This window comes from Streptomyces sp. AP-93, assembly GCF_022808175.1.
GTDB lineage: Bacteria > Actinomycetota > Actinomycetes > Streptomycetales > Streptomycetaceae > Streptomyces.
Map to the genome: position 1 here is coordinate 132,726 of NZ_JALGBX010000025.1, position 18,272 is coordinate 150,997.

17 protein-coding genes are annotated in these 18,272 nt (G+C 71.3%); 3 read left to right on the forward strand and 14 right to left on the reverse strand.

The window, feature by feature from the left end; translation table 11 throughout:
• Window positions 1–20: 20 nt before the first annotated feature.
• From MTF69_RS33490 to MTF69_RS33515, 6 genes are all read right to left on the reverse strand, one after another.
• Entirely contained in the window at window positions 21–1,322 is a 1,302-nt protein-coding gene (locus tag MTF69_RS33490) for a HEAT repeat domain-containing protein (RefSeq protein ID WP_243340119.1), read from the reverse strand.
• 73 nt (window positions 1,323–1,395) lie between these two features.
• Window positions 1,396–3,063, reverse strand: coding sequence for a bifunctional uroporphyrinogen-III C-methyltransferase/uroporphyrinogen-III synthase (locus MTF69_RS33495; protein WP_243340120.1), 1,668 nt, complete (start codon window positions 3,061–3,063; stop codon window positions 1,396–1,398).
• Window positions 3,060–4,028, reverse strand: coding sequence for a hydroxymethylbilane synthase (gene hemC, locus MTF69_RS33500; protein WP_243340121.1), 969 nt, complete (start codon window positions 4,026–4,028; stop codon window positions 3,060–3,062). The genes MTF69_RS33495 and hemC overlap by 4 nt, the downstream gene beginning before the upstream one ends.
• Window positions 4,025–5,935, reverse strand: a complete 1,911-nt coding sequence (locus tag MTF69_RS33505; protein WP_243340122.1) for a glutamyl-tRNA reductase — start codon at window positions 5,933–5,935, stop codon at window positions 4,025–4,027. Before MTF69_RS33505 ends, hemC begins: the two co-directional genes overlap by 4 nt.
• Complete coding sequence (locus MTF69_RS33510; protein ID WP_243340123.1) at window positions 5,932–6,750, reverse strand: redox-sensing transcriptional repressor Rex; 819 nt, start codon at window positions 6,748–6,750, stop codon at window positions 5,932–5,934. Before MTF69_RS33510 ends, MTF69_RS33505 begins: the two co-directional genes overlap by 4 nt.
• A 273-nt stretch (window positions 6,751–7,023) precedes the next feature.
• Window positions 7,024–7,302: a glutaredoxin family protein gene (locus MTF69_RS33515; protein ID WP_243340124.1), complete on the reverse strand. Its 279-nt coding sequence runs from the start codon at window positions 7,300–7,302 to the stop codon at window positions 7,024–7,026.
• Window positions 7,303–7,418: 116 nt separating this feature from the next.
• Between MTF69_RS33515 and MTF69_RS33520 the strand changes: the two genes are divergently transcribed.
• From MTF69_RS33520 to MTF69_RS33530, 3 genes are all read left to right on the forward strand, one after another.
• Complete coding sequence (locus MTF69_RS33520; protein WP_243340125.1) at window positions 7,419–8,429, forward strand: HAD family phosphatase; 1,011 nt, start codon at window positions 7,419–7,421, stop codon at window positions 8,427–8,429.
• A gap of 361 nt (window positions 8,430–8,790) precedes the next feature.
• A complete protein-coding gene (locus MTF69_RS33525) occupies window positions 8,791–9,609 on the forward strand; it encodes an ECF subfamily RNA polymerase sigma factor, BldN family (RefSeq protein WP_243340126.1) in 819 nt (272 codons plus the stop codon).
• Between the two features lie 287 nt (window positions 9,610–9,896).
• Complete coding sequence (locus tag MTF69_RS33530) at window positions 9,897–11,111, forward strand: DUF5667 domain-containing protein (RefSeq protein ID WP_243340127.1); 1,215 nt, start codon at window positions 9,897–9,899, stop codon at window positions 11,109–11,111.
• 92 nt (window positions 11,112–11,203) lie between these two features.
• Here the strand turns inward: MTF69_RS33530 and MTF69_RS33535 are convergent, their stop codons facing one another.
• From MTF69_RS33535 to MTF69_RS33570, 8 genes are all read right to left on the reverse strand, one after another.
• On the reverse strand, window positions 11,204–12,199 hold the full coding sequence (locus MTF69_RS33535) for a lysophospholipid acyltransferase family protein (RefSeq protein WP_243340128.1): 996 nt from the start codon (window positions 12,197–12,199) through the stop codon (window positions 11,204–11,206).
• Window positions 12,199–13,254, reverse strand: coding sequence for an NAD-dependent epimerase/dehydratase family protein (locus tag MTF69_RS33540; protein ID WP_243340129.1), 1,056 nt, complete (start codon window positions 13,252–13,254; stop codon window positions 12,199–12,201). The genes MTF69_RS33535 and MTF69_RS33540 overlap by 1 nt, the downstream gene beginning before the upstream one ends.
• Before the next feature lie 95 nt (window positions 13,255–13,349).
• Complete coding sequence (locus MTF69_RS33545) at window positions 13,350–13,448, reverse strand: 30S ribosomal protein bS22 (RefSeq protein WP_003948845.1); 99 nt, start codon at window positions 13,446–13,448, stop codon at window positions 13,350–13,352.
• Window positions 13,449–13,590: 142 nt separating this feature from the next.
• Window positions 13,591–13,800 (reverse strand): helix-turn-helix domain-containing protein, encoded by a 210-nt coding sequence (locus MTF69_RS33550; protein ID WP_162688852.1) that lies wholly within the window; start codon window positions 13,798–13,800, stop codon window positions 13,591–13,593.
• A 114-nt stretch (window positions 13,801–13,914) separates the two neighbouring features.
• Window positions 13,915–14,745 carry a phosphatase gene (locus tag MTF69_RS33555; protein ID WP_243340130.1) on the reverse strand — a complete coding sequence of 277 codons (831 nt, stop codon included), beginning with the start codon at window positions 14,743–14,745 and terminating at the stop codon, window positions 13,915–13,917.
• 221 nt (window positions 14,746–14,966) lie between these two features.
• Window positions 14,967–16,118 carry an acetoin utilization protein AcuC gene (locus MTF69_RS33560; RefSeq protein ID WP_243340148.1) on the reverse strand — a complete coding sequence of 384 codons (1,152 nt, stop codon included), beginning with the start codon at window positions 16,116–16,118 and terminating at the stop codon, window positions 14,967–14,969.
• Window positions 16,090–17,319, reverse strand: coding sequence for an MFS transporter (locus MTF69_RS33565; RefSeq protein ID WP_243340131.1), 1,230 nt, complete (start codon window positions 17,317–17,319; stop codon window positions 16,090–16,092). Before MTF69_RS33565 ends, MTF69_RS33560 begins: the two co-directional genes overlap by 29 nt.
• 59 nt (window positions 17,320–17,378) lie before the next feature.
• The gene (locus tag MTF69_RS33570) at window positions 17,379–18,077 is read right to left on the reverse strand and encodes an HAD family phosphatase (protein WP_243340132.1); all 699 of its coding nucleotides are present in this window, start codon (window positions 18,075–18,077) and stop codon (window positions 17,379–17,381) included.
• Window positions 18,078–18,272: the final 195 nt, after the last annotated feature.

The window sequence follows — 18,272 nt, forward strand, 5'->3', positions numbered from 1 at the left end:
ACCACGCCATTAGGGGTGCGCTACGAGGGTTCGGGGTCGGCCCGGTTCCGCGACTCCCACCGCCACAGCTCGTTCGGCCGGTGGTCGTGCTCGTACCGGGGGCCCAGCGGGCCGACCTTCGCATAGGCCTCCGGGGTGCGCGGATCGTCCCGTACGGCTAGGGCGTAGGCCGCGCTCAGCCGGATGTCCGGATCGTCGGCGTCCAGGCACCGCACCAGCATCTCCACGACCTCCGGCGAGCCGTGGGTGACCGACCCGAGGGCGTACGCGGTCCGGTTCACGACCTCCGGGTCCGGGTCCCGCAGCAGGTCCGGTAGGAGCTCCGGGTCCTCCTCCTCCTCCTCCGGCTCCTCGCCGGCCAGCACCCGGGCGGCCGCGGCCCGCACCTCGCCGTCCTCGTCGCGGCACAGCTCACGCAGCGCCCGCCGCGCGTCAGGGGACAGCGCCCGCCGCCCGTCGGGGGACGGCGGCCGGTCGAAGAGATCCGGCACCCAGCGCCGCACCCCCGGGTCAGGATGCCCGGCGCGCCGCAGGCCGATGGCCTCCCGGGTGGGCACCTCCGTCTCGCCCAGGGCATCGAGCACCCCGCCCAGGACGTCCGCGTCGGTCTCCTCGGCCTCCCACTCGACGAGGATCCGGTGGCACTCCTTCTCGTACCAGCCCGCGTGCGCGGACTCGAACCACGACCACAGCCGGTACCGGACCACGTCGACCACGAGGGCCCGCCGCCGGGGATCCGGGTCATGGCGGAAGGCGACCGCCTGCGCCCAAGTCTCCGCGCTGCGGCGGCTGTTCAGGACGTGCAGCGAGGCGCCCCGGTCCACGTGGTCCCTCCTCGGGGACCGGACCCCGCGGGCCACCAGCTCCGCCACCGGGGCCAGGACGCGGAACTCCCACTCCAGCAGGGTCAGTACCGCGCCGTGCCCGGCCCGTACGCTCCGCCCGCCGAGGCTGACCTCCGGGACGACCTCGTACTCCGAGTCCCGCACCCACACCGTGTCCGCCGGGCCCGCCGCCCCCATCAGCCGCCGCAGCTCCACCTCCACGCCCGCGCCCGCCCCGTACCACCGCCGGGCCGCCTCCAGCACCCGGCCGCGCTCCGCTTCCGGCAGCCGCGGGCGGGCGTCGTCGCCGAGCAGCGCCGTCACCACCGCCGGGGAGCCGCCCTCGACGGCCCGCAGCAGCGGGGTCGTGCCGTCCGGCAGCACCCGGTCAGGATCCGCGCCCGCGCCCACCAACTCACCGGCCGCTACGTGGTCGTACGCCGCCACCGCCGCGCACAGCGCCGCCACCGCGCCATCGGGTTCCGTGGGTTCCGTCACGGCCCGAACATGCCACAGGGCCCGGGTGCACATCACACCCGGGCCCTGCCACGTAACACCGCTAAGGCGGCCATCAGGTCGTACGGCGCCTACGCGCCCCCGGCCGCCGCTCGCTCGGCCGGTACACGCTCTCCCCGGCCTCCTTCGCGGCCTCGCGGCGCGCGGCCCCGTACTCCGCCAGGGCCTCCGCCAGCTTGCCCACGCTCGGCTCCGGCGACAGCACGTCGACCCGGAGCCCGTGCTCCTCGGCCGTCTTGGCCGTGGCCGGGCCGATGCACGCGATGACGGTGACGTTGTGCGGCTTGCCGGCGATGCCGACGAGGTTCCGCACGGTCGACGAGGACGTGAAGAGCACGGCGTCGAAGCCGCCGCCCTTGATCGCCTCACGCGTGTCCTGCGGCGGCGGCGAGGCGCGCACGGTCCGGTAGGCGGTGACGTCGTCGACCTCCCACCCGAGCTCGATCAGCCCGGCGACCAGGGTCTCGGTGGCGATGTCGGCGCGCGGCAGGAAGACGCGGTCGATCGGGTCGAAGACCGGGTCGTACGGAGGCCAGTCCTCCAGCAGTCCGGCCGCGGACTGCTCGCCGCTGGGCACGAGGTCGGGCTTGACGCCGAACTCCACCAGCGCGGCGGCGGTCTGCTCGCCGACGGCGGCGACCTTGATGCCGGCGAAGGCACGGGCGTCGAGCCCGTACTCCTCGAACTTCTCGCGCACGGCCTTGACCGCGTTCACCGAAGTGAAGGCGATCCACTCGTAACGTCCCGTCACGAGCCCCTTGACCGCCCGCTCCATCTGCTGCGGGGTGCGCGGCGGCTCCACGGCGATGGTCGGCACCTCGTGGGGCACCGCGCCGTACGAACGGAGCTGGTCGGAGAGCGAGGCTGCCTGCTCCTTGGTGCGCGGGACGAGCACGCGCCAGCCGAACAGCGGCTTCGACTCGAACCAGGACAGTTCCTCGCGGCGCGCGACGGCGCCGTGCTCCCCGACCACGGCTATGACGGAGCGCGCGCCCTCGGGCGACGGGAGGATCTTGCCCTGCTTGAACACCTGGGCGATGGTGCCCAGGGTCGCGCTCCACGTCCGCTGGCGGGTCGTCGTACCGGCCACGGTCACGGTGAGCGGGGTGTCGGGCTTGCGCCCGGCGCCGATCAGCTCGGCCGCGGCCGCCGAGACGGTCTCCAGCGTCGCGGAGACGACGAGGATGCCGTCGCTGGCGCCCACCTCGGTCCAGCAGCGCGCGGAGGCGGTCCGCGCGTTCACGAACCTCACGTCCGCACCCTGCTTGCCGGCCAGCGGAACACCGGCGTACGCGGGCACGCCGACCGCGGTCGCGACGCCGGGGACGACCTCGAAGGGGATGCCGCCGGTGGCGCAGGCGAGCATCTCCTCGGCCGCGTTCCCGTCGAGTCCGGGGTCGCCGGTGACGGCACGGACGACCCGCCTGCCGGAGCGCGCGGCCTCCATGACAAGATTGGCGGCATCTCGGATGACCGGGACTCCGGCGGCTGCTGACTTCTCGTCAGCAATCGTCAGCTGTGGCGTGTCCACCCCCGCGCGCGCATGCGTACGTACGACCTCGAGCACCTCGGGCTCCGCGATCAGTACGTCCGCGGCGGCCAGGGCCTCCACGGCGCGAAGCGTCAGCAGTCCCGGGTCGCCCGGGCCGGCACCGAGGAAGGTGACGTGCCCCTGGACGGCGACGGCCGGACACGCGGAGGTGGTTGGGCTTGTGGGGTTCAAAGCGACCGCTCCCCCATCAGACCGGCTGCGCCCTTGGCCAGCATCTCGTCCGCGAGTTCGCGGCCGAGCGCCATGGCCTCGTCGTACGACTGGGGCACAGGACCGGTGGTGGACAGCTGCACCAGCGTGGAACCGTCGAGGGTTCCCACGACTCCACGAAGGCGCATCTCATTGACAATCTGCCCGTCGGCCAACAGGTCGGCGAGCGCGCCCACGGGGGCGCTGCAGCCGGCCTCCAGGGCGCCGAGCAGGGCGCGTTCGGCGGTCACGGCGGCCCGGGTGTACGGGTCGTCGAGCTCGGCGAGCGCGGAAATCAGGTCCGTGTTGGACGCCAGGCACTCCACGGCCAGGGCTCCCTGGCCGGGTGCGGGCAGCATGTTGTCCACGGAGATCAGGTCGGTGGCCTCGTCGCCGCGGCCGATCCGGTTGAGCCCGGCGGCGGCCAGCACGACGGCATCGAGCTCGCCGCTGCGCACGTACCCGATCCGGGTATCGACGTTGCCGCGAATCGCGACGGTCTCGATGACCTTGCCCAGCGACTTGGCGTAGGCGTGCAGCTGCGACCTGCGGCGCGGCGAACCGGTGCCGATGCGCGCACCGTCGGGCAGCTGCTCGAAGGTCAGGCCGTCGCGGGCGACGAGCGCGTCGCGCGGGTCCTCGCGCTGCGGCATGGCCGCGATGACGAGCTCGTCGGGCTGCGCGGTGGGCAGGTCCTTCAGCGAGTGCACGGCGAAGTCGACTTCACCGCGTACGAGGGCCTCGCGCAGGGCGGTGACGAAGACGCCGGTGCCGCCGATCTGCGAAAGGCTCTCGCGGGACACGTCACCGTAGGTCGTGATCTCCACGAGCTCGACGGGCCGGCCGGTGATCGCCCGTACCGCCTCGGCGACATGCCCGGACTGGGACATGGCCAGCTTGCTGCGCCGCGTGCCGAGCCTCAGCGGCTGGTCGAGACGTGGATTCATGATGCCCGTCCTGAGTCGTGGTTCTTGTCAGCCTCGTCGGCCCGGCTGACGGAGGCCACCGTCTGCGGGTCGAGATCGAAGAGTTCGCGCAGCGCCTCGGCGTACCCGGCGCCGCCGGGCTCGCTCGCGAGCTGCTTGACGCGCACGGTAGGCGCGTGGAGGAGCTTGTCGACGACACGCCGCACGGTCTGAGTCACTTCAGCCCGCTGCCGCTCGTCGAGATCGGGGACCCGTCCGTCGAGCCGTGCCACTTCCATGGCGACGACCTCGGCGGCCATGGCGCGCAGGGCGACCACGGTGGGCGTGATGTGCGCGGCCCGCTGGGCGGCCCCGAAGGCGGCCACTTCCGCGGCCACTATCCCGCGTACGGCGTCGACGTCGGCGGCCATGGGAGCGTCGGCGGATGCCTCGGCGAGCGACTCGATATCAACGAGCCGCACGCCAGGAATCCGGTGCACGGCGGCGTCAATATCGCGCGGCATGGCCAGGTCGAGCAGCGCGAGCCGCACGGGCAGCGCGTCCACCCGGCTCCGTACGCCCTTGCGCGGCTGCTGCCGCTGCGCGGCGGCCTCGCCCTGGTCGGCCCAGGTCCCGTGCAGCTCCAGCGACCCGGCATCCACCCCGGCCAGCGCGGCCCGCCCATCGGCGGTCCGCCCCGGATCGGAAGCCAGCGCATCGAGCCCGACGGGACACCCGTCCCGCTCCTCGACGACAACCTTGCTCCGCACGGCCCCGGCATCGGCAATCCGCCGCCCCTCCCCCGCAAGCACGGCAAGCCGCGCAACGAGGGCGGGATCCACCAGCTCGGCCGAACCAGCCGAATCCAGCCGCACGGACGCCCCGGCCACAGCCAAATCCAGCACGGACACCCCGGGCCCAGCCAAATCCAGCCCCGCACCGGCCACGGACGCCCCGGGCCCAGCCAAATCCAGCCCCGCCGGCGTTTGAGGCGCGGGGGTCCGGGGGCTGGCCCCCGGCAACGGCGCCGCACCGGCATCGGGTCCGGGGCGAAGCTCCGGGGAACGGGGGAAGGGCGGGTAGGGGACAGCCCCCGCAGGGCCCTCCTCAGCGCGCTCCTCCATGGCCACGGCCACTTCGTCCCCGGTCAGCACCAAACCAGTGGCCCCGGTGCAGGACACGACGACATCGACCCGAGCCAACTCTTCCGCGACACCGGACATCGCAATGGCCGAAGCCGCAACCCCGGTGCCCGAGGCAACCAGAATCTCGGCCAACCGCTCCGCCCGCTCGGCGGTCCGGTTGGCAACCACAACCTCGGCGACACCCACCCGCGCCAACGTCGCCGCCGCCAGCGAAGACATCGACCCGGCCCCAATGACAAGCGCCCGCTTCCCCGCAGCCCACTCCTCCACCGGCACCCGCACGGCGAGCTGCTCCAGCCCGAAGGTCACCAGCGACTGCCCCGCCCGGTCGATCCCGGTCTCGGAGTGCGCCCGCTTGCCGACCCGCAACGCCTGCTGAAAAAGATCATTGATCAAACGCCCGGCCGTGTGGAGCTCCTGCCCCAGCGCCAGCGCGTCCTTGATCTGCCCGAGGATCTGCCCCTCGCCCACGACCATCGAGTCCAGCCCGCACGCCACCGAAAACAAATGGTGGACGGCCCGGTCCTCGTAGTGCACGTACAGATAAGGAGTGAGCTCCTCCAGCGCGACACCACTGTGCTGCGCCAGCAGCGTCGACAGCTCGGCGACACCCGCGTGGAACTTGTCCACGTCGGCGTACAGCTCGATCCGGTTGCAGGTGGCGAGGACCGCCGCCTCCGCCGCCGGCTCCGCGGCCAGCGTGTCGTGCAGCAGTTTGACCTTGGCATCGGCGGCCAGCGAAGCGCGCTCCAGCACGCTCACCGGCGCACTGCGATGGCTCAGCCCTACGACGAGCAGACTCATGCCGGCATCACCGCCGGGACGTCCCCCTCGGGTCCGCCCTTCCGTGCGACGGCGGCGGCCCGTCCGGCGGGCGGCACGACGGCGGCGGCCGGAGCCGCCCCGGTGCCGGTGCCCGCGGCGGGGCCGCCGGCGGCAGCCTGGGCCGCGGCTTCCTCGCCGGCCTTGCGCTGCTCGTGGAAGGCCAGGATCTGCAGCTCGATCGACAGGTCGACCTTGCGCACGTCGACGCCCTCGGGCACGGACAGCACGGTCGGCGCGAAGTTCAAAATAGAGGTCACCCCGGCGGCGATGAGCCGCTCGCTCACCTGCTGCGCGGCCCCCGCCGGGGTCGCGATGACCCCGATCGAGACGCCGTTCTCCTCGATGATCTTCTCCAGCTCATCGGTGTGCTGCACGGGCATCCCCGCCACCGGCTTCCCGGCCATGGCCGGGTCGGCGTCGATGAGCGCCGCCACGCGGAAACCGCGCGACGCGAAACCGCCGTAGTTGGCCAGCGCGGCGCCGAGGTTACCGATGCCGACGATGACGACCGGCCAGTCCTGGGTCAGCCCGAGCTCGCGGGAGATCTGGTAGACGAGGTACTCCACGTCGTACCCGACCCCGCGGGTCCCGTAGGAACCGAGGTAGGAGAAGTCCTTGCGGAGCTTCGCGGAGTTGACTCCGGCGGCCGCGGCCAGCTCCTCGGAGGACACCGTGGGCACCGATCGCTCGGAGAGCGCGGTGAGGGCGCGCAAGTACAGCGGAAGCCGGGCGACAGTGGCCTCGGGAATACCTCGGCTGCGGGTCGCCGGTCGGTGAGTTCGGCCAGTTGCCACGATGCTCCTGCGGGATGAGCGGGGCTGCAGGTGGCCACTTGTCCCAGGACCACCCCGTCGAATGCAGGCTATGTCTTTGTGAACGCGTGCACAAAGATTGTGTCCGCTTTGTCCGACCAAAGTGACCGGGGTCACGCGCCTTGGGCGTATGGGCCGGGAACGGATGACACGCCGAACCCGTTCAATTCCCGAAGGGGGCAAAACGGTACACACTCCTCACCAATACGCCCCCGAGACCCCATAAATCGCCCATGATGGTAACCGCCCGACGGCTCAAGCCTGCAATGCCCGTCGGAGCCGGTCAGGGTTCACCCTCCAGAAGGTGTGCTGTTCGCCGTCCACCAGCACGACCGGAATCTGCTCCCAGTGCAGGCGGTACAACTCCTCGTCCTGCGAAATGTCCTTCTTCTCCCACTGTGCGCCCGTCTCGGCGCAGACCTTCTCGACCACTTCCTGGGCGTCATCACAGAGATGGCACCCCGGCTTCCCGATGAGCGTGACCACCCGCTCCTGCGGACGCTTCTTCTGGGCACGGCGCAGCAAAGGACTCATGGATCCATTCTCCCGCGCCCGCACCCCAACCGGCCCGGCCCCGGCGCACCGAAGAGTTCACACCACCGATTCCCATCGGTTCGGGAAGTCCCGAACACAGTGGCTATGCTCGCGTCATGGCCGCTCTGGGATGGCTCACCCCCCGTAGGCGCTCCGCCACCGCGCGGAGCGTGCTGGCAGGCGAGGCCTCGGCCGAGGCCGCCCGCAAGACCGCGCTGGCCGACGAACCGCCGGGCGGCCGGGACTTCCCCGGCGCGACGGAAGCGGAACGCCCGGCAAGGCCCGAGGCCCCGCAGGAACCCGCCGCACCCGCTGTGCCCGCCGCACCCGCCGCGCCCGAGTTCCCCGTGGCCGGCGACGACCTGGCCGCCGCCTTCTTCGACCTCGACAACACCGTCATGCAGGGCGCCGCGATCTTCCACTTCGGCCGCGGCCTCTACAAGCGGGAGTTCTTCCGCCGCCGCGAGCTCGCCCGCTTCGCCTGGCAGCAGGCCTGGTTCCGGCTCGCCGGGGTCGAGGACCCCGAGCACATGCAGGACGCCCGCGACAGCGCGCTGTCCATCGTCAAGGGACACAAGGTCTCCGAGCTGATGTCCATCGGCGAGGAGATCTACGACGAGTACATGGCGGTGCGCATCTGGCCGGGCACCCGCGCCCTGGCCCAGGCCCACCTCGACGCCGGCCAGAAGGTCTGGCTCGTCACGGCCGCCCCCGTCGAAACCGCCACGATCATCGCCCGCCGGCTCGGCCTGACCGGAGCCCTCGGCACCGTCGCCGAGTCCGTGGACGGCGTCTACACCGGCCGGCTGGTCGGCGAGCCGCTGCACGGCCCCGCCAAGGCGGAGGCCGTACGCGCCCTGGCCGCCGCCGAGGGACTGGACCTCGCGCGCTGCGCGGCGTACAGCGATTCGCACAACGACATTCCGATGCTGTCGCTGGTCGGACATCCGTACGCGATCAATCCCGACACAAAACTGCGCAAGCATGCCCGCACCAACGACTGGCGCCTGCGCGACTATCGGACCGGCCGCAAGGCCGTGAAGATCGGCGTCCCGGCCGCCGCGGGCGTCGGCGCGATCGCGGGCGGCACGGCCGCCGCGATCGCCCTGCACCGCCGCCGCAAGTAGCGGCTACCGGGCCCCGCCCGGCCTCCCGCCCCACCACGCCCGGCGCTCTCCCCCGCCCGGGGCATTCGCTCACCTCTACCCGCGCCCCCGGCGCGGCACTCCGCCCTGCCCCACTCGGTCGCGAGCCACCGTGGAAGCAGGCATTCCGCGCATCCAAGTGATCAAGAATCGATCACCATCCGTGCCTGAATATGCCCTCGACACGCAACAGAAGTGTCGTAACCGGTGATTTGAGCAACTGGGTGTAGCGCTGCCTGTACGAAGCGTTATTCTCCTCAAACGCATGCCACCGCCATCTGTCGCTACGACGGGTGAACGGTCCCGCACTGCACGTGATGGAAGCTCTGCCTCTGGGAGTCCCGTGTACCCACCTGTCGGGGTTGACGCCTCGGGCCTGGCTACGCTGCGCGCAACGGTCCTCGACCAGCTGCGCGGCTTCGTCCCCACCGCGTACACCGTCCCCGCATTCGCCACCGCGGTCCCCGCCGGACTCGGCCCGGCCGGTCCTTGCTATGCCCTGACCGACGGCGGAGCAACGGTGGGCAGACGCGGTCGCGCCGGCGGCTCGTCCGCCGGGGGCGCAGCCGCCGGGACCACCGCGCCCGCCGCCCGCCGCCCCACCGCGGACAGCGACCAGGCCCGCATGATGGACCTGGTCGAACGCGCCCAGGCCGGCGAGGCCGATGCCTTCGGTCGCCTGTACGACCAGTACAGCGACACCGTCTACCGCTACATCTACTACCGCGTCGGCGGCAAGGCGACCGCGGAGGATCTCACCAGCGAGACCTTCCTGCGTGCGCTGCGCCGTATCTCCACCTTCACCTGGCAGGGCCGCGACTTCGGCGCCTGGCTCGTGACGATCGCCCGCAACCTGGTCGCCGACCACTTCAAGTCGAGCCGCTTCCGCCTGGAAGTCACCACCGGCGAAATGCTCGACGCCAACGAGGTGGAACGGTCCCCCGAGGACTCCGTCCTGGAGTCCCTCTCCAACGCGGCCCTGCTGGAAGCCGTACGGAAACTCAATCCGCAGCAGCAGGAGTGCGTGACCCTGCGCTTCCTGCAGGGCCTCTCGGTCGCCGAGACGGCCAGGGTGATGGGAAAGAACGAGGGCGCCATCAAGACCCTCCAGTACCGGGCGGTCCGCACCCTGGCCCGCCTGCTCCCCGACGACGCCCGCTGACGCCGCCCTCCTCTCACATTTCGGTACCCCTCCCTGATGACCTTGATGACACCGACGACCCCACCGACAACGACGACACCTCCAGCAGGGTCGAATCCAACGACGCTGTGGTCCGATCATCCTTCGTCCGTAACCCAAGTGCCGCGCCGCTCGTTGTGGGGAATGCAGGCTCCCTGTGGACAAGCCCTGACCGAAGCCGCTCACTCGAAAGTGTGGATGTGCTCAAGGAAGGCAACCTTCCGGACACCTTGGGGAGTCGATCGTCATGACGAGAGGAGGTGCCGCCAGTGATCGCGAACGTGACTCCGCACCGGCGGGCGAACGCCTTCGCCCAGGCCCTGGAGGAGCGGACCCCGTCCGACCTTTCGGAACCGGACCCGGCGGCCGAGCAGTCCGAGGCACCTGCCGAACCTGCCGACCACGACCGGTTGTTGGCCCTGGCGAGCGTGCTCGGTGAAAGAATGCCGCGCCCGGTGCTGGACCCCGAGGTCAAAGTGGTGCAACGAGCCCAGCTCATTGCCGCCATGGAAGCCAAGGTGATGGAAGAGAGGGCCGGGGGCGGCGTGGCCGCCGACCCTCAAGTGCCCGAACAGCGGACCGGCCGCGGCGCCCACCGGGCGACCTCGCTCCGGAAATTGCGGCCCCGCTCCCGCTGGTCCAAGGGCATCGCGGCAGGCGGTCTCACCGTAGGTGTGGCCGCGGGGGCCTTCAGCGGAGTGGCCGCTGCCAGCACGGACGCCCTGCCGGGTGATCACCTGTACCCCGTGAAGCGGGGCATGGAGGACATCCGGCTCGGGATGGCCGACGACGATTCGGACCGGGGCGAGCTCTATCTCGACCAGGCCTCGAGCCGCCTGTCGGAAGCCCGCCGGCTCATGGAGCGCGGCCGTCTCGGCGCACTCGACCACGAGTCGCTCGGCGAGATCCGCCGAGCCCTCGCGGGCATGAAGCACGATGCCTCGGAGGGCCACCGGCTGCTCCAGGCCGCCTACGAACGGGACGGCTCGCTCGGCCCGATCCAGGCGCTGTCCTCGTTCTCCCGTTCGCACCGGGACGCGTGGGCCAAGCTCCGGGGCAATCTCCCGGCGCAGCTCACGGACGTGGGCGGTGAGGTGGAGTCGGTCTTCCAGGCCATAGACCAAGACGTGGCGCCGCTCCAGAGTCTGCTCCCGAAGCCTCCGGAACAGACCCGCGGCTCCGGCCCCTCCACGAAGCCGAGCGCCCCGACGGGCAAGCAGCAGGCGACGCCCCCTCAGGGCGCCCCGTCCGCGGCCCCCAACCCGCCCACGGACCAGACCTCGGGTTCCCCGAAGACCCCGCCCCCCGACGGCGGCGGTCTCCTGGGCGGCACGGGCAACCTCCTGAACCCGCCCACGGACCAGTCCACCCCGTCCACCGAGCCGGGCGGCACCCCGCCCCCCGCCCACCCGGACATCACCCTCCCGCCCCTCCTCCCCGGCCTCCTCCCAGGCCTGGGCATCAACGCGGAGGACGCCGAGTAGCACCGCATGACCTCAAACGCCGGCGAGGCACATCCAGCCTCGTCGGCGTTTGAGGCGCGGGTGTCCGGGGGCCGGCCCCCGGCAACGGCGCATCAGAAGAAGACGGACCTCCGCTGTACCAGCAGCTTGTACAGCGTGTGCTGGATCTGCTCCCGCACCTGATCCGTCAGGTTGAACATCAGCATCGGATCCTCGGCCGCCTCCGCCGCGTACCCGTCCGTCGGAATCGGCTCCCCGAACTGGATCGTCCACTTCGTCGGCAGCGGCACCGCCCCCAACGGCCCCAGCAGCGGAAACGTCGGCGTGATCGGGAAGTACGGAATCCCCAGCAGCCGTGCCAGCGTCTTCGAGTTGCCGATCATCGGGTAGATCTCCTCCGCCCCCACGATCGAGCACGGCACGATCGGCGTCCCCGCCCGCAGCGCGGTCGACACGAACCCGCCCCGCCCGAACCGCTGGAGCTTGTACCGCTCTCCGAACGGCTTCCCTATCCCCTTGAAGCCCTCGGGCATCACGCCCACCAGCTCCCCGGCCTCCAGCAGCCGCTGCGCGTCCTCCGCGCACGCCAGCGTGTGCCCGGCCTTGCGCGCCAGCTCGTTCACCACGGGCAGCATGAACACCAGGTCCGCCGCCAGCAACCGCAGGTGCCGCTGCGCCGGGTGCTGGTCGTGCACCGCGACCTGGAGCATCAGACCGTCCAGCGGCAACGTCCCGGAGTGGTTCGCCACGATCAGCGCACCGCCCTCCTTCGGGATGTTCTCGATGCCCTTGACCTCGACCCGGAAGTACTTGTCGTACAGCGGCCGCATCAAGGACATCAGGACCTGGTCCGTCAGCTCCTTGTCGTAGCCGAAGTCGTCGACCTCGTACTCCCCGGTGATCCGGCGCCGCAGGAACGCCAGCCCGCCGGCGATCCGCCGGTCCCAGCCGTCCCCCGCAGCCGCAGCCGCCGCCGCAGGCTCCGGTACGGCCTCCACCACCGGCTCCGGCCCGGCCGGCGGCTCCGGCGCGACCCGTACCCGCCGGGCGGCCGAAGACCGCCGTCGCGGCCGGTCCTCGTCGAACGGAATGACCTTGGCGTCCGCCACTATCGCTTCGCTCCATCCATGTCCACGTCCAGCAACCCGGCCACCCGGTCCACGGCCCGCCCCACCCGCTCCGGCGGCAGCAGCCCGCCGCCCCGGCTCCGCGTGAAGTCGGAGAAGGTCTCGGCGGTCGTATACATCGGCTCGAATCCCAGGACCTCGCGCATCTGCGTGGTCTCCACGACCCGCCCGTGCGTGAGGAGCCTTATCTGCTCGGGCGAGAAGTCCGTCGCCCCGACCGCCCGCAGCGCCGCGCCGACCCAGGTCACCGCGGGCAGCAGCAGCGGCACCGTCGGCCGCCCCAGCCGCCGCGCGCACTGCGACAGCAGCAGCACCCCCTCACCGGCGATGTTGAAGGTCCCGCTGAGCCCGCCCGGCCCGCTGGTCTGCGAGGCGAGGCGCAGCACGTCCAGGACGTCGTCCTCGTGCACGAACTGCAACCGCGGGTCGTAGCCCAGCACGGTCGGGATCAGCGGCATCGAGAAGTACTGGGCGAGCGCCGAATCGGCGAAGGGCCCGAGGATGTTCGCGAACCGCAGCACGCACACCGCGACGTCGGGCCGCCTGCGCGCGAAGCCCCGTACGTATCCCTCGACCTCGGTGGCGTCCTTCGCGAAGCCGCCCGACGGCAGCGACTTCGGCTGAGTGGTCTCGGTGAAGACGGCCGGATCCCGCGAGGTGCCCCCGTACACACTGGTACTGGACTTCACCACGAGCCGCCGTACCGTCGGGGACTTCTGGCAGGCTCCCAGGAGCTGCATCGTCCCGATGACGTTGGTTTCCTTGACGGTGCTGTACGAGCCGGAGCCCGCGCCCGTCGCCGCTCCCCCGGTGACCGCGAGATGGACCACCGTGTCGACGGCGTTCTCGGCCAGCACCCGGGCGATGGCCGACTGCCTGATGTCCGCACGGACGAACTCGGCCGAGCCGAGCCGGTGCGGCGGGGTCACCGCGTCGACCGCGATCACCCGCTCCACTTCCGGGTCCCGCTGGATCCGCCGCACGAAGCGGCCTCCCAGTTGCCGGGCAGCCCCGGTGACCAGCACGACCTTCCCCACGAGCTCAGCGCCTCCCTCGAAGAAGTCCCCCGGCTGCACCGCAGCCCCTCCACCAGAATGGTGGAGGGGCTGCGGTAAACACGTACAGCTACCGTTTACTTCTTGTTACGGCGCTGGACACGGGTGCGCTTGAGCAGCTTGCGGTGCTTCTTCTTAGCCATCCGCTTGCGCCGCTTCTTGATAACAGAGCCCACGACTACCCTCGCTCACTTCTCTTCATTCGGTGCGGGGCGTCGGGGCCCACACGACCTACGTCGGCCTAGCCTACCCGCCCGAGCTCTGAGCCTGTAATCCGAGTGCCCCCGAGGGGTAATCACGCACTCCCGGCCCTCCCCATCAGGCCGATTCCACCCCCACGAAGGACTCGCGGAGGTACTCGTGCACCGCGTTTTCCGGGACCCGGAAGGACCGGCCCACCCGGATTGCGGGCAGATGTCCGTTGTGCACCAAGCGGTACACGGTCATCTTCGACACTCGCATCACCGAGGCGACCTCCGCCACGGTCAGGAACTGAACCTCACTGAGAGGCCTCTCGCCAGCAGCCATGACACACCTTGACCTTCCGCGCATGACGGGCACCGGCTTCCCCTCCGGTTACGCCCCGTCGTCGCACGCTCACTCACCAGAGTAGGGGCGTGTGATACGAGTGGGGAAGAGGAGCTACGCCCACTCCTGCCGACCCGACAGACTCGCCCGATTGAGTACATAGCGAGTGAGCGGGCGGTAGTAGTCCGCGCGCACCGCGTCATCAAGCGGAACCGCCACCGACACCTGCCCCTCGGCTTCCCCCACGAACAGTGCGGGATCATCCGTATCGGCCAGCCCGATCGCCTCCACACCGAGCTGACCTGCACCGCAGACCCACCCGTGGTCCCCCACCACCAGCTCCGGCAACGGCCCGCCGGCCTCCGCCAGCGCCCCGAGCGCGATCCGAACCGGCAGCGGCGAATGGGAGTGCGCGCCGGTGTCACTCCCGTCCGGCCGCGCGCCGTCTTCCCGCACCAGTGCGACCCCTCGTACGTAATCGATGCGGTGCGTGCGTACGCCGAACCGGGTCTGCATGTCGACGGGTGCCCCCCGCGCCGGGGTGAGGACTTCACATCCCGCCGCCGACAACGCCCCCGCCAAGGTGGCGTAGAACCCCAGGAGCCGGTGCGGGTGCCCGGTCCCGAACAACACCGGGGCCCGCGCCCCGGCCACCGCCCGCAGCCTCCCCGCGAAGGCCTCCAACCCCGCCACCGTCCGCTCGGGATCGATCAAGTCCGGCCCGCTGACGTGCGCGGGGTCCGCCGAGACCCCGCACTTCTGCGCCATCAGCCGCAGCAGATCACCCTCGTCCCACCCCCACGCCGGATCCAGCCCCAGCAGCACCCGCGGATCCCGCGCCGCGAACAGCCGGTAACTGCGCAGGCTCTCCTCCCGAGAGGTCGCGACGGGCCCGGCCAGTCGGGCGGCCAGCAGATGCGCACGCAACGCGCCGGTACTCAACACCCTCCCGATGCTCCCGCACCAAACCTGACCCCTCACCAGTTCCGGCCATTCCCCCACCCGTTGGCCCAACCAATCCAGCCCCGCCGCCTCACTCCAGCCCCTCCGGCGTTTGAGGAGCGGGGTCTGGGGCGGAGCCCCAGGGGGTCCGGGCGCAGCCCGGGGAACGGTGGAAGGGCGGGTAGGGGACAGCCCCGCAGGGCCGCCCACCCCCACCTAGGCCCCTAGGCCAGCAACCCCCGCAGGGGGAACACCGCCCGCCGCGTGGCAAGCACGGCCTGGTCGATCCGGTCGGCAGGGTCGTACCCCGCCTCCCAGTCCCGCCAGCCCGGCACCCGCCCATCCGTCATCCGCCCGGGCGCCAACAACCGCGTCCGCGCATACACCGCATCCCGCCAAGACCCCGGCACAGCCGTCTCAGGATCGATCGGCCGATGCCCGGCAATCGCCACCAGGTGCGTCCACGACCGCGGCACGACGTCGACAACGGCGTACCCACCCCCACCGAGCGCCAGCCACCGCCCGTCCTCCCCACAGGAGTGCGCCAGCTCATGACACGCCTCCATCACCGCCCGCTGCGCGTCCAACGACACCGCCAGATGCGCCAACGGGTCCTCGAAGTGCGTATCGGCCCCGTGCTGAGTCACCAGCACCTGAGGCCGGAAGTCCTCCAACAGCTCCGGCACCACCGCGTGGAAGGCCCGCAGCCACCCCTCGTCCCCGGTCCCCGCGGGCAGCGCGATGTTCACCGCCGACCCCTCCCCCGCCGGCCCGCCCGTCTCCTCCGGCCAGCCCGTCTGCGGGAAGAGCGTCCGCGGATGCTCGTGCATCGAGATCGTCAGCACCCGCGGGTCGTCCCAGAACGCCGCCTGCACCCCGTCCCCGTGGTGCACGTCGACATCCACATAGGCGACCCGCTCGGCCCCCAGCTCCAGCAGCCGCGCGATCGCCAGCGACGCGTCGTTGTACACGCAGAACCCCGCCGCCCCACCGGGCATCGCGTGGTGCAGCCCGCCGGCGAAGTTCACGGCGTGCTCGGCCTCCCCGCGCCAGATCGCCTCGGCCGCCGCCACCGACTGCCCGGCGATCAGCGCGGACGCCTCGTGCATCCCGTGGAACGCCGGATCGTCCGCCGTCCCCAGCCCGTACGAGCCGTCCGCGACCCCGGGGTCGGCGGACACCTCGCGCACCGCGGCGACGTAGTCCTCGCGGTGCACCAGCCGCAGCGTCGAGTCCCCGGCCGGCCGGCCCGACCGTACCTCCAGCTCCCGGTCGAGCCCGAAGGCCCGTACCAGGCCCATGGTCAGCTCCAGGCGCACCGGGTCCATCGGATGGCCCGGCCCGAAGTCATACTTCGTTACCGCCTCGTCCCACATCAACAGCCCGGTCACCGGTTCGCCGCTCATGCCGGACACCGTATCGGGCGGGCTCCGAACCGAACGAGCGGGCATAGAAAAGAGTGACGAGGACCAGCACCATCGGCACGAGCATCGCCCCCCGGTAGCTCCAGGCGTCCCCGATCCCGCCCACGAGCGGCGCCCCGATCAGGAATCCGACGTAGTTGAAGATGTTGAGCCGCGCGATGGCGGTGTCGGAGGCTCCCGGGAACAGCCGGCCCGCCGCGGCGAAGGTCTGCGGCACGATCACGCACAACCCGAACCCCAGCAGGGTGAAGCCGAGCATCCCCACCCACGCCCCGGGCGCCACCGCGACCACGGCGAACCCGCCCGCCGCGACGACCGTCCCGATCCGTACGACGGCCACGGCCCCGAAGCGCCGCACCCCGAGGTCGCCCACGGCCCGCCCGATCAGGGTGGTCACCATGTAGACGTTGTAGGGAACGGTGGCGAGCTGCTCGGAGCTGCCGAGCACGTCCTGGAGGTACTTGGCGCTCCAGTTCGACACCGTCGAGTCCCCGATGTACGCACACGCCATCACCAGGCACAGCGGCAGCAGCAGCTTGAAGCCGCCCGGCCCGAGCCCCTTGGCCTCGGCCGAGCCGGCCGCCTTGCCGTCCTGGTCCACGTAGAACCGGCTGGCGAGGAACGCGAGCGGCAGCAGGACCGCCACCGCCGGCAGATAGGAACTGAACAGCGAGAGGTGCCAGTGCGCCCCCGCCCACGCGGCGGAAGCGCCCAGGATCCCGCCAAGGCTGTACGAGGCGTGGAACCCGAGCATGATGCTGCGCCCGTACGCGCCCTGCAGGCTCACCCCGAGCATGTTCATGGAGGCGTCGAGCGCCCCCACGAACAGCCCGAACGCCCCGAGGGACAGCGCCGCGTGCCACATCTCGCTGCCCGCGCCGACCCCGAGCAGTGCGAGCAGCACGAGCGGCTGCGCCCACCGCAGTACGGTGCTGGGCGCGACCCGCTTCACCAGGTGCTCGGTGACCACGCTGGACACACCGGCGAGAATCGGCACGGCCGCCAGGAAGACGGGCAGCAGTGCGTCGGATATCCCGTACCGGTCCTGAATGGCCGGGATCCGCGTCACGAGCAGCGCGAAGGCCACGCCCTGCACGAAGAAGCTGAACCCCAAGGCCCCGCGCCCGCGGCGCAGCCGCACGTCTGCTGTCATGGCGGCACAGCGTAGGCGGCGGTGCTACCGGTGGGTAGAGCGATCACATATCGATTGGGTCAGTGCGAGAACCCACCGCTGTGGCCCGTGTATCCGGACCCGGCGCCCTCCGCCAGACCCAGCAATCCGGCCAGTTGGTTCATGTCGCCGAAGTACCCGGTGGCGCCGGGCAGCCGGTCGGCGGGCACCATCGCGGTGTACGCGAGCACGTCCATCCCCGCGGCCAGCGCTGCCTGGACACCCAGCGGGCTGTCCTCGACGACCACGCACCGGGAGGGCGCCACACCCATCTGGTCCGCCGCGTGCAGGAACAGGTCCGGGGCGGGCTTCCCCTGCCCCACGTCCTCCGAGCTGAAGATCCACTCCTCCTCGAACCATTCGTCGAGCCCGGCCGCCCGGTGCCCGACCCGGATCCGCTCGTGGCTCCCGGAGGACGCGAGGCAGTACGCGGTCCCGCTCTCGACCAGAGCCGCCAGCACCCCCTCGACCCCGGGCACGGGCTTGAGCTCCCGCTCGAAGGCCGCGAAGGTGCGCGCGTGCAAGGTGGTGTCGAAGTCGGCCGGCAGCGCCTGCCCGGTCCGCTCCTGCACGAGGTCGTGGACCCGGTGGACCGCGGCCCCCATGTAGTCGCGGAGCGACTCCTCGTACGAGGTCGGGTGCCCCAGCTCGGTCAGGTACCCGGCGAGGATGCTGTTGGCGAGCGGCTCACTGTCCACCAGCACGCCGTCGTTGTCGAAGATGACGAGGTCGTAGCCCATGCGACAACCCTACGAGCCGTCAGGGCCAATCCATCCGGACCCCATGCCGGGCATCCGCAGGACATCCAAAGATCCTGGCCGGCTCCCGCTCACCCTCAGCTAGGTTTTGGCCCAGAACTCCGTAAACGCAGAAAAGCCCCGCACCGAACCCTATAAGGGTTGGTGCGGGGCTTTCCCACAATGATTGTTCGGCGG